This window comes from Streptomyces sp. NPDC047841 (assembly GCF_040704085.1).
In the GTDB taxonomy this organism is placed as follows: domain Bacteria; phylum Actinomycetota; class Actinomycetes; order Streptomycetales; family Streptomycetaceae; genus Streptomyces; species Streptomyces argyrophylli.
On sequence record NZ_JBEYRP010000022.1, the window covers coordinates 88,745 to 100,675 of the forward strand.

Genomic DNA, 11,931 nt, shown 5'->3' on the forward strand with positions numbered 1-11,931 from the left:
AATCCCCAGCGACCTCACCGGCGCGCTCCCCTCGCTTGCCTTGCGGCACGAGGGGTTTTTTGTTGCACGAGTGCCTTGCGTGCAGCGCTCGAAATCCGCCCGAACCTCGCAAAAAACCCTCAGCATCGAGAAGAGAATGCCGATGACCGAGCAGGCCACCGGGGCCCACCATCCGCAGCCGCGGCCCCGTTCCGGAGGACATCAGTCCGCCCCCGTCGAGCACGTCACGGGTGCGCAGTCCCTCATCCGCTCCCTCGAGGAGGTCGGCGCGGACACGGTATTCGGCATTCCGGGCGGTGCGATCCTGCCGGCGTACGACCCGCTGATGGACTCCACCCGGGTGCGGCACGTCCTGGTCCGGCACGAGCAGGGGGCGGGCCACGCGGCCACCGGTTACGCGCAGGCCACCGGCAAGGTCGGCGTCTGCATGGCGACCTCGGGTCCGGGCGCGACGAACCTGGTGACGCCGATCGCCGACGCGCACATGGACTCGGTGCCGATGGTCGCGATCACCGGCCAGGTCGCCTCCAAGGCGATCGGCACGGACGCGTTCCAGGAAGCGGACATCGTCGGCATCACGATGCCGATCACCAAGCACAACTTCCTGGTCACCAAGGCCGAGGACATCCCCCGGGTGATCGCGCAGGCGTTCCACATCGCCTCCACCGGCCGCCCCGGCCCGGTCCTGGTCGACATCGCCAAGGACGCCCTCCAGGCGAAGACCACCTTCTCCTGGCCGCCCGTCATGGACCTGCCCGGCTACCGCCCGGTGACCAAGCCGCACGCCAAGCAGATCCGCGAGGCCGCCAAGCTGATCACCGCCGCCCGGCGGCCCGTCCTGTACGTCGGCGGCGGCGTCCTCAAGGGGCGCGCCACCGCCGAGCTGAAGGTCCTCGCCGAGCTGACCGGCGCCCCGGTCACCACCACCCTGATGGCGCTCGGCGCGTTCCCCGACAGCCACCCGCAGCACCTGGGCATGCCCGGCATGCACGGCAGCGTCGCCGCCGTCACCGCGCTGCAGAAGGCCGACCTGATCGTGGCCCTCGGCGCCCGCTTCGACGACCGCGTCACCGGCAAGCTGGACAGCTTCGCCCCGTACGCCAAGATCGTCCACGCGGACATCGACCCGGCCGAGATCGGCAAGAACCGCGCCGCCGACGTGCCGATCGTCGGCGACGCCCGCGAGGTCATCGCCGACCTGGTCCAGGCCGTCCAGAAGGAGCACAGCGAGGGCCACCGGGGCGACTACACCGCCTGGTGGAGCGACCTCAACCGGTGGCGCGAGACCTACCCGCTCGGCTACGACCAGCCCGGGGACGGCTCGCTCTCCCCGCAGGCGGTCATCGAGCGCATCGGGCAGCTCGCCCCCGAAGACACGATCTTCGCGGCGGGCGTCGGCCAGCACCAGATGTGGGCCGCGCACTTCATCCAGTACGACACCCCCGCCACCTGGCTGAACTCGGGCGGCGCCGGGACGATGGGCTACGCGGTCCCGGCCGCGATGGGCGCCAAGGCCGGCCGGCCCGGCCGTACCGTCTGGGCGATCGACGGCGACGGCTGCTTCCAGATGACCAATCAGGAGCTGACCACCTGCGCCCTGAACAACATCCCGATCAAGGTCGCCGTCATCAACAACGGCGCCCTCGGGATGGTCCGCCAGTGGCAGACCCTCTTCTACAACCAGCGCTACTCCAACACCGTGCTGCACAGCGGCCCCGACGACGTCAACCCGGAGGCCAAGGGCACGCGCGTGCCGGACTTCGTGAAGTTGTCCGAGGCGATGGGCTGCGTGGGGCTGCGCTGCGAGCGCCCGGAGGACCTGGACAAGGTCATCGCGGAGGCCAACTCCATCAACGACCGCCCGGTCGTCGTGGACTTCATCGTCCACGAGGACGCGATGGTCTGGCCGATGGTCGCCGCCGGCACCTCCAACGACGAGATCATGGCCGCCCGGGACGTCCGCCCCGACTTCGGCGACAACGAAGACGACTGAGCGAGGAAGAGCCAGAAGACATGTCCAAGCACACGCTCTCCGTCCTGGTGGAGAACACGCCGGGCATCCTCGCCCGCATCGCCGCCCTGTTCTCCCGGCGCGGATTCAACATCGACTCGCTCGCGGTCGGCGTCACCGAGCACCCGGACATCTCCCGCATCACCATCGTGGTGGGCGTCGAGGAGCTGCCGCTGGAGCAGGTGACCAAGCAGCTCAACAAGCTCGTCAACGTGCTGAAGATCGTGGAGCTGGAGCCCGGTCAGGCCGTGCAGCGTGAACTCGTTCTGGTGAAGGTCCGCGCCGACAACGAGACCCGCTCCCAGATCGTGGAGATCGTCCAGCTGTTCCGCGCCAAGACCGTCGACGTCTCCCCGGAGGCCGTGACCATCGAGGCCACCGGTTCCGGTGAGAAGCTGTCCGCCATGCTCAAGATGCTGGAGCCGTACGGCATCAAGGAGCTGGTCCAGTCCGGCACGATCGCGATCGGCCGTGGCGCCCGTTCGATCACGGACCGCTCGCTGCGCGCTCTCGACCGGACGGCGTAAGACTGGGAACGGGCGGCCGGCGATCAACGGCCGCCCGTATGCCGAGACCCCCGAACTTCCTTCCCGCCCGCCGTCATACGGTGGGACGCACCACCTGCACACAAGGAGAGAACCCAAAGTGGCCGAGCTGTTCTACGACGCCGACGCCGACCTGTCCATCATCCAGGGCCGCAAGGTCGCGGTCATCGGCTACGGCAGCCAGGGCCACGCCCACGCCCTGTCGCTGCGTGACTCCGGTGTGGACGTGCGTGTCGGTCTGCACGAGGGCTCCAAGTCCAAGGCGAAGGCCGAGGAGCAGGGCCTGCGCGTGGTGACCCCGGCCGAGGCCGCCGCCGAGGCCGACGTCATCATGATCCTCGTCCCGGACCCGATCCAGGGCCAGGTGTACGAGGAGTCCATCGCGCCGAACCTGAAGGACGGCGACGCGCTGTTCTTCGGTCACGGCTTCAACATCCGCTTCGGCTTCATCAAGCCCCCGGCGGGCGTGGACGTCTGCATGGTCGCCCCGAAGGGCCCGGGCCACCTGGTGCGCCGCCAGTACGAGGAGGGCCGCGGCGTCCCGTGCATCGTGGCCGTCGAGCAGGACGCCTCCGGCAACGCCTTCGCGCTGGCCCTGTCGTACGCCAAGGGCATCGGCGGCACCCGCGCCGGCGTCATCAAGACCACCTTCACCGAGGAGACCGAGACCGACCTCTTCGGCGAGCAGGCCGTGCTGTGCGGTGGCACCGCCGCGCTGGTCAAGGCGGGCTTCGAGACGCTGACCGAGGCCGGTTACCAGCCGGAGATCGCCTACTTCGAGTGCCTGCACGAGCTGAAGCTGATCGTGGACCTCATGTACGAGGGCGGCCTGGAGAAGATGCGCTGGTCCATCTCGGAGACCGCCGAGTGGGGCGACTACGTCACCGGCCCGCGCATCATCACCGACGCCACCAAGGCCGAGATGAAGAAGGTCCTCGCCGAGATCCAGGACGGCTCCTTCGCCCGCAACTGGATGGACGAGTACCACGGCGGCCTGAAGAAGTACAACGAGTACAAGAAGCAGGACTCCGAGCACCTGCTGGAGACGACCGGCAAGCAGCTGCGCAAGCTGATGAGCTGGGTCAACGAAGAGGCGTGAGCCGCTGACAGGGGCCGGGGCGGACTGCTCCGGCCCCTGTTGTCCACCCCGTCCAGCCACGGACGGGTGATCCTTCCGCAGAGGCGCAATGCGACGCCCGCCGCGCCACTATGCTTCTGCACAACACGCGTCAGGCCCACAGCGTCGTGCGTCTTCCGCGGCTAGCCCCTCCTCCGCCTGCGGCCGTCGGGACGGCCGTCCGCATCGCACATGTGAGGACTCACGTGAGCTCGAAACCTGTCGTACTCATCGCTGAAGAGCTGTCGCCTGCCACCGTCGACGCACTCGGTCCGGACTTCGAGATCCGGCACTGCAACGGAGCGGACCGCTCCGAGCTGCTGCCGGCCATCGCCGACGTGGACGCGATCCTGATCCGTTCGGCCACCAAGGTCGACGCCGAGGCCATCGCCGCCGCGAAGAAGCTCAAGGTCGTCGCCCGGGCCGGTGTCGGCCTGGACAACGTCGACGTCTCCGCCGCCACCAAGGCCGGCGTGATGGTCGTCAACGCCCCGACCTCCAACATCGTGACCGCCGCCGAGCTGGCCTGCGGTCTCATCCTCTCCACCGCCCGCAACATCCCGCAGGCCAACGCCGCGCTGAAGAACGGCGAGTGGAAGCGCAGCAAGTACACGGGCGTCGAACTGGCCGAGAAGACGCTGGGCGTCGTGGGCCTGGGCCGCATCGGTGCCCTCGTCGCGCAGCGCATGTCCGCCTTCGGCATGAAGGTCGTCGCCTACGACCCCTACGTGCAGCCCGCGCGGGCCGCGCAGATGGGCGTCAAGGTGCTCTCCCTGGACGAGCTGCTGGAGGTCTCCGACTTCATCACCGTCCACCTGCCCAAGACCCCCGAGACGCTCGGCCTCATCGGCGACGAGGCGCTGCGCAAGGTCAAGCCCAGCGTCCGCATCGTCAACGCCGCGCGCGGCGGCATCGTGGACGAGGCGGCGCTGTACGCGGCGCTGAAGGAGGGCCGGGTCGCCGGCGCCGGCCTCGACGTGTACGCCAAGGAGCCCTGCACCGACTCCCCGCTCTTCGAGCTGGACCAGGTCGTCTCCACCCCGCACCTGGGCGCGTCGACGGACGAGGCGCAGGAGAAGGCCGGTATCGCCGTCGCCAGGTCCGTCCGGCTGGCCCTCGCCGGTGAGCTGGTGCCGGACGCCGTCAACGTCCAGGGCGGTGTCATCGCCGAGGACGTCAAGCCGGGCCTGCCGCTCGCCGAGCGCCTCGGCCGCATCTTCACCGCGCTCGCCGGTGAGGTCGCGGTCCGCCTCGACGTCGAGGTGTACGGCGAGATCACCCAGCACGACGTGAAGGTGCTGGAGCTGTCCGCGCTCAAGGGCGTCTTCGAGGACGTCGTGGACGAGACCGTGTCCTACGTCAACGCTCCGCTGTTCGCGCAGGAGCGCGGGGTGGAGGTCCGCCTGACCACCAGCTCGGAGTCGGGCGACCACCGCAACGTGGTCACCGTGCGCGGAACGCTGGGCACCGGCGAGGAGGTGTCGGTCTCCGGCACGCTGTCCGGCCCGAAGCACGTGCAGAAGGTCGTCGCCGTCGGTGAGTACGACGTCGACCTCGCGCTCGCCGACCACATGGTGGTGCTGCGCTACGAGGACCGCCCGGGTGTCGTCGGCACCGTCGGCCGCATCCTCGGCGAGGCGGGCATCAACATCGCCGGCATGCAGGTCGCCCGCGCGGCCGTGGGCGGGGAGGCGCTGGCCGTGCTGACCGTCGACGACACGGTGGGCGCCACCGTCCTGGCCGAGGTCGCCTCCGAGATCGGCGCCACGTCGGCCCGGTCGGTCAACCTGGTCTGATCCAACTGTGCCGCAACGCCGGACGGGCTGAGGAGCACCTCAGCCCGTCCGGCGTTTTTCCGTCGCCTACTTCCGCCCGGCCCCGGTCCTCCGCAGCGTCGCCGCCGCCCCCACCGCCGCCAGCACCAGGATCACCGCCCCGGCCAGCGCGGCGCCCCGCATGCCGCTGGTGAACGCCTCCCGTGCCATGGCGAGCAGGGTCTGCCCGCTCCGGCCCGGCAGCCGCGCCGCGTCGGCCAGCGCTCCGCCCAGGGTCTCGCGGGCCCCGGCCGGGGCGGCGGCCGGCATCGCGTGGCGGTAGACCGCCGTGCCGATGGAGCCCAGGACCGCCATGCCGAGGGCGCCGCCGAACTCGGTGCCGGTCTCCAGCAGCGAGGAGGCGGTGCCCGCCCGTTCCACCGGCGCCGCGCCCATCGCCAGGTCGGTCAGCTGGGACATCACCATGACCGCCCCGCTGGCGAGGACGCCGGCGCCGGCCAGCACCAGCCACAGGGAGTCGGTGCCGATGAGGGTGAGCAGGGCGTACCCGGCCGCGCTGACCGCGAAGCCGCCGGCGACGACGTGTCCGCGGGGGACGCCCCGCTGGACGAGCTGGGCGCTGACCGGTCCGGCGACCCCGATGAGGACCGACGGCAGCAGGCTCCACAGGGCCGCCTGGAGCGGGCTCTTGCCGAGGACGGACTGGAGGTACTGCGTGGTGAAGACGGCCGAGCCCATCAGCCCGAACGCGCAGACGAGGGTCAGGACCAGCGACGGGGTGAAGCCGCGGCCCCGGAAGAGGGCCGGCGGGATCAGCGGTGAGGTGCCGGTGCGCTGGCGCCGGACGAACAGGGCCGCGAAGAGCAGGCCGACGGTGATCGAGACGACGTACGCCGGGTTCCACCCCTCGGAGGGGATCTCCTTCAGGCCGTAGACGACGGGGAGCACGGCGGCCAGGGACAGCGGGACGCCGAGCCAGTCGAAGCGGCCGGGCGCGGGGTCCCTCGACTCGGGCAGCAGCACCGGGCCGAGGAGGAGCAGCAGCGCCATCGCGGGCAGGTTGACCAGGAAGACCGAGCCCCACCAGAAGTGCTCGACCAGGATGCCGCTCATCACCGAGCCGAGGGCGATGCCGCCGGTCATCACGCCGGACCAGATGCCGATCGCCTTCGCCCGCTGGGCCGGGTCGGTGAACATCGTGCGCAGCAGGCCCATCGTGGAGGGCATCAGGGTGGCGCCGCCGATGCCGAGGACCGCGCGGGCCGCGATCAGGGTCTCGGCGCTGTCCGCGTAGGCCGCGAGGAGCGAGGCGGCGCCGAAGGCCGCGGCGCCCATGAGCAGGAGCCTGCGGCGGCCGACGCGGTCGCCGAGCGAGCCCATCGTCAGCAGCAGGCCGGCCAGGACGAAGCCGTAGACGTCGAAGATCCACAGCTGCTGGGTGCCGCTCGGGCGCAGGTCGGCGCTGATCGCGGGGGTCGCGAAGTAGAGGACCGAGACGTCCATCGAGACCAGGAGCAGCGGCAGCATCAGCACGCCGAGCGCGGTCCACTCGCGGCGTCCGGCGCGGGCGGGTGCGCTGCCGGCGCCGGCGGGGTCGGTGGTGCTCGTCGGGTTCATCGTCATGCCGAGGACTGTACGAGCGTCTTAAACGCTTGTCTAGGACAGCTGTATAAGTCACTCGTCTAGGACGGTTGTATGAATCGCGGGGTAGGGTGGGTCCATGGGACACCGTGAGGATCTGCTCGAAGGCGCCAAGCGCTGCCTGCTGGACAAGGGCTTCCTGCGCACCACCGCGCGCGACATCGTCAAGGAGTCGGGCACCAACCTCGCGTCCATCGGCTACCACTACGGCTCGAAGGACGCGCTGCTGGTGCAGGCGTACGTCTCGCTGATCGAGGGCGTCGGCGAGCGCTTCGACCCCGGCCTGGACGGCGAGATGACCCAGCCCCCGGGCTCGCTGGAGCGCTTCCAAGAGGTGTGGGCCGGCATCATCCGGACCGTGCCCGAGTCACGGGCGATCTGGCTGCTCAGCTTCGAGCTGATGTTCCAGGACGACCGGCTCGAAGAGGTGCGCAAGCTGCTCGCCGAGGCCCAGAAGGAAGGCCGCGCGGGACTCGTCCCGCTCTTCAACGGCGTCCCCGAGCCCGCCCTGGACGAGGAGACGATCGACACCGAGGGGCGCCTCTACCAGACCCTCCTCAACGGCCTCATGGTCCAGTGGCTCTTCGACCCCGGTACGGCCACCACCGCCGAGCAGCTCACCGAGGGGCTGCGGCGGGTGATCGGGCAGGCCGCGCGCAGCTGACCGCACCGGGCGTCACAGCCGCGCCCGCTTCAGCGCCATGTGCAGCAGCAGCCGGTCCTCCCCGTCGTCCAGGTCCAGCCCGGTGAGCTGTTCGACGCGGGACAGGCGGTAGTAGAGGGTCTGACGGTGGATGCCCAGCTCGGCCGCCGTGCGGCCGGCCTGCCCGGCGCAGTCGAGGTAGACCTCGGCCGTGCGGGCCAGCTCCCGGTGGGCGGGGGACAGGAGCGGGCCGACCACCCGGTCGTAGGCGGCGTCCGGCGGCAGCGCGGTCAGCAGCCGGTACGCCCCGATCCGCGCCCACTGCGCGACCGGACCGAACCGTGGCTCGGCCAGCGCGGCCCGTGCGGCGGCCGACGCCTCCTGCCAGACCGTGCCCAGCTCGGTGAGGCCGGTGCGGGGCTCGCCGACCCCGGCCGCGCAGCCGGTGGCGCCGGCGGCCCGGGCCCCGGCGGCGAACCCCGCCGCGACCGCCGCCGCCACCTGCGCCCCCGCCCCGCGCGCCGCGCCGCCCGGCGCCCCACGGGCCCCGTCGGCCTCCTTCAGCAGCCGCGCGGCCGCCGCCAGCGCGGGCGCGCTGGACTCCGTGGTCCGCAGGCGCACCAGCAGCGCGAGGCTCTGCCCCGAGGCGCCCCACGGCAGTGTGCACAGCGCCGTGGCGTGCGGGATCGTCCGGGCGGCGGGAGCGTCGTCCGGGTCGGCCGACGGCCACGGCGCCACGCAGACCAGGGTGTGCGGGCCGTCGGCGCGGGGCCCCAGCGCGGTGCGCAGCTCCGCCACCGCCATGTCCCGCTGCCAGCCGCGTTCCGCGGTGAGCACGGCCCGCAGCTCCCGGCTCAGCCCCGCCCCGGCCTCCGCCTCGTCCGCGAGCAGCGCGCCGATCCGGCCCGCGACCCGCAGGGCGGCGGCGAGCTGGGCGTCCGTCGGCCCGGGATCGCTGTCCAGCAGCCAGACGTAACCGAGGACGACGCCCCGGTGGCGCACCGGCAGGCAGATCCGGCCGCGGTAGACACCGGCCTCCGGGCTCGGCGGGATGCGGACCGGCCCGGTCGCGCGCGTGATGCCGAAGCCCTCGAACCAGGCGCGGACCGCCGCCGTGGAACGCCGGGTCAGGATCGAGCGGGTGCGCACCGGGTCCAGCGCGGTCGGGTCCAGCTCGTCCTCGCTGTCGTAGGCACCGAAGGCGATCAGCTCGAAGTCACGGTTCTCCAGGGTCGCCGGCACCCCCAGCAACTCGGAGAGCTCGTCCACCAGCTCCTGGTAGTCCGCCTTGAATTCAGCCGCCACCCGGGCATTCTCCCCCATTTCCCGGACACCTTCATACATCTGTCTGAGATCCCGTGCACGGATGCGTGACAGCTGTCGATGGCCGACGATCGGAGGGATCCATAGGTTTCACGGTGGTTCTCCGTGCCGTACCCGAATCGTCGGGTGACGGCCGTATTTGGTGCTTGTCTGTGGAGGTGCCCCGTGCTGGGTCCCGTGATTCTCGCCGCGTCGCGCAGCGACCGGATGCGACGCCTGATCTCGGCGGCCCCGGTGACCAAGCAGGTCGTCGACCGCTTCATCCCGGGCGAGACCGTGGCCGACATCGTCCCGATCATCAAGGACCTCACGGCCAAGGGCCTGGAGCTGACGATGGACGTCGTCGGCGAGGACATCACCACCCCCGGGCAGGCCACCGCCGCCCGGGACGCCTACCTGGCGCTGATCGACCACCTCGAGGACCTGGGGCTGGGCGAGCGCGTGGAGATGTCCGTCAAGCTGTCCATGTTCGGCCAGGCGCTGGAGGGCGGCCACGAGCTGGCGCTCGCGAACGTCCGCCCGGTCGTCGAGGCCGCCGCCGCCATCGGCACGACCGTGACGCTCGACGCCGAGGACCACACCACCCTCGACTCGATGTTCGCCATCCACGAGGAACTGCGGAAGGACTTCCCGCAGACCGGCTGCGTCATCCAGGCCTACCTCTTCCGCACCGAGGCCGACGCCCGCCGCCTCGCCGAGAGCGGCAGCCGCGTCCGCCTGGTCAAGGGCGCCTACAAGGAGCCCGCCGAGGTCGCCTACCAGCAGAAGCACGAGATCGACAAGGCCTACGTGCGCGTCCTGAGGACGCTGATGGAGGGCGAGGGCTACCCGATGATCGGGTCCCACGACCCGCGGCTCATCGCCATCGCCCAGGAGCTGGCCCACAAGGCCGGCCGCAAGCTCGACGAGTACGAGTTCCAGATGCTGTACGGCATCCGCGGCGAGGAGCACCTGCGGCTGGCCGCCGAGGGCCACCGCATGCGCGTCTACACCGCCTACGGCACCGACTGGTACGGCTACTTCATGCGCCGCCTGGCGGAGAAGCCGGCCAACCTCCGGTTCTTCCTCCGCAGCATGGTCAGCAAGGGCTGAGCCCGCACACCCGCTCACGTACAAGGAGTTACGGATCCCATGGACGCTGTGACCCAGGTCCCCACCCCCGTCAACGAGCCGGTGCACGGCTACGCCCCCGGCTCGCCCGAGCGCGCCCGGCTGGAGGCCAGGCTCAAGGAGCTGGCCGAGAACCCGATCGAGCTGCCGATGACGATCGGCGGCGAGAAGCGGCTGGGCGGCGGCGAGCCGTTCGAGGTCGTGCAGCCGCACAACCACAAGTCCGTCATCGGCACCGGCCGCCACGCCACGCAGCAGGACGCTAAGGACGCCATCGACGCGGCCCTGGCCGCCGCGCCGGCCTGGCGTGCGATGTCCTTCGACGACCGCGCCGCGATCATCCTGCGCGCCGCCGAGCTGCTGGCCGGCCCCTGGCGCGAGACCCTCGCCGCCTCCACGATGCTGGGCCAGTCCAAGACCGCGCAGCAGGCCGAGATCGACACGCCCTGTGAGCTGGTCGACTTCTGGCGCTTCAACGTCCACTACGCCCGGAAGATCCTCGCCGAGCAGCCCCCGGCGAACTCCCCGGGCGTGTGGAACCGCCTGGACCACCGCCCGCTGGAGGGCTTCGTCTACGCGATCACGCCGTTCAACTTCACGGCGATCGCCGGCAACCTGCCCACCGCCCCCGCCCTGATGGGCAACGTGGTGGTCTGGAAGCCGTCCCCGACGCAGACCCACGCGGCCGTGCTCCTCATGCGGCTGCTGGAGGAGGCGGGCCTGCCCAAGGGCGTCATCAACCTCGTCACCGGCGACGGCATCGAGGTCTCCAAGGTCGCCCTGGAGCACCGGGACCTCGCGGGCATCCACTTCACCGGCTCGACCAAGACCTTCCAGTACCTGTGGAAGACGGTCGGCAACAACATCGAGAAGTACCGCTCCTACCCGCGTCTGGTCGGCGAGACCGGCGGCAAGGACTTCCTCGTCGCGCACCCGTCGGCCGACCGCGCGGTCCTGAAGACGGCCCTCACCCGGGGCGCCTTCGAGTACCAGGGCCAGAAGTGCAGCGCGACCTCCCGCGCCTACATCCCGGCGTCCATCTGGAACTCGGGCTTCAAGGAGGAGTTCGCGGCCGAGGTCGACTACCTGACCATGGGTGACGTCACCGACCTGTCGAACTTCATCGGCGCCGTGATCGACGAGCGTGCCTTCGCCAAGAACAAGGCCGCCATCGACCGCGCCAAGGCGGACCCGTCCTGCACGATCGTCGCGGGCGGCAGCTACGACGACTCGGTCGGCTACTTCGTGCGCCCGACCGTCATCGAGTGCACCGACCCGGAGAACGAGGTCTTCACCACCGAGTACTTCGGCCCGATCCTCGCGGTGCACGTGTACGACGACAGCTCGGCCGAGAAGTACGACGAGATGCTGACCCAGATGGAGTCGGTGTCGGACTACGCCCTCACCGGCTCGGTCATCGCCAACGACCGTGCGGCGGCGGCGTACACGATGGACAAGCTCCGCTTCGCCGCGGGCAACTTCTACATCAACGACAAGTCGACCGGCGCCGTCGTCGGCCAGCAGCCCTTCGGCGGCGGCCGCGCCTCCGGCACCAACGACAAGGCCGGCGCCCCGCAGAACCTCCAGCGCTGGACGCTGACCCGCGCCATCAAGGAGGCCCTGGTCGCGCCGACCGACTACACCTACCCGCACATGGGCTGACCAGCCCCCCGAGCACGGCCCGGGAAGCCCGACACGAGCGGGCTCCCCGGGCCGTTCCCATGCGTCCGCCGGCCGCCCCCGGAAGGCTCCCGGCACGTGATACT

At 70.9% G+C, this 11,931-nt stretch carries 9 protein-coding genes; 7 read left to right on the plus strand and 2 right to left on the minus strand.

Annotated features, from left to right (window positions below):
- Positions 1–142 precede the first annotated feature (142 nt).
- The 4 genes from AB0947_RS31970 to serA all read left to right on the plus strand — a co-directional run bounded on the left by AB0947_RS31970 (position 143) and on the right by serA (position 5,469).
- Positions 143–1,993 (plus strand): acetolactate synthase large subunit, encoded by a 1,851-nt coding sequence (locus tag AB0947_RS31970; RefSeq protein WP_366753843.1) that lies wholly within the window; start codon positions 143–145, stop codon positions 1,991–1,993.
- Positions 1,994–2,013: 20 nt separating this feature from the next.
- Positions 2,014–2,538: an acetolactate synthase small subunit gene (ilvN, locus tag AB0947_RS31975; RefSeq protein ID WP_121786755.1), complete on the plus strand. Its 525-nt coding sequence runs from the start codon at positions 2,014–2,016 to the stop codon at positions 2,536–2,538.
- A gap of 118 nt (positions 2,539–2,656) precedes the next feature.
- Complete coding sequence (gene ilvC, locus AB0947_RS31980) at positions 2,657–3,655, plus strand: ketol-acid reductoisomerase (protein ID WP_366753844.1); 999 nt, start codon at positions 2,657–2,659, stop codon at positions 3,653–3,655.
- A 224-nt stretch (positions 3,656–3,879) separates the two neighbouring features.
- Complete coding sequence (gene serA, locus AB0947_RS31985) at positions 3,880–5,469, plus strand: phosphoglycerate dehydrogenase (RefSeq protein WP_366753845.1); 1,590 nt, start codon at positions 3,880–3,882, stop codon at positions 5,467–5,469.
- A gap of 66 nt (positions 5,470–5,535) precedes the next feature.
- Here the strand turns inward: serA and AB0947_RS31990 are convergent, their stop codons facing one another.
- A complete protein-coding gene (locus tag AB0947_RS31990) occupies positions 5,536–7,071 on the minus strand; it encodes an MFS transporter (RefSeq protein WP_366753846.1) in 1,536 nt (511 codons plus the stop codon).
- A gap of 97 nt (positions 7,072–7,168) precedes the next feature.
- On the opposite strand from AB0947_RS31990, the gene AB0947_RS31995 reads away from it, so the two are divergent.
- Positions 7,169–7,753, plus strand: a complete 585-nt coding sequence (locus AB0947_RS31995; protein WP_366753847.1) for a TetR/AcrR family transcriptional regulator — start codon at positions 7,169–7,171, stop codon at positions 7,751–7,753.
- Positions 7,754–7,765: 12 nt separating this feature from the next.
- On the opposite strand, the gene AB0947_RS32000 is transcribed toward AB0947_RS31995, so the two are convergent.
- On the minus strand, positions 7,766–9,055 hold the full coding sequence (locus AB0947_RS32000) for a helix-turn-helix domain-containing protein (RefSeq protein WP_366753848.1): 1,290 nt from the start codon (positions 9,053–9,055) through the stop codon (positions 7,766–7,768).
- Between the two features lie 165 nt (positions 9,056–9,220).
- Between AB0947_RS32000 and AB0947_RS32005 the strand changes: the two genes are divergently transcribed.
- Together AB0947_RS32005 and pruA are read left to right on the plus strand one after the other, a co-directional pair.
- The gene (locus tag AB0947_RS32005) at positions 9,221–10,147 is read left to right on the plus strand and encodes a proline dehydrogenase family protein (protein ID WP_366753849.1); all 927 of its coding nucleotides are present in this window, start codon (positions 9,221–9,223) and stop codon (positions 10,145–10,147) included.
- Between the two features lie 39 nt (positions 10,148–10,186).
- On the plus strand, positions 10,187–11,827 hold the full coding sequence (gene pruA, locus AB0947_RS32010) for an L-glutamate gamma-semialdehyde dehydrogenase (RefSeq protein ID WP_366753850.1): 1,641 nt from the start codon (positions 10,187–10,189) through the stop codon (positions 11,825–11,827).
- Positions 11,828–11,931: the final 104 nt, after the last annotated feature.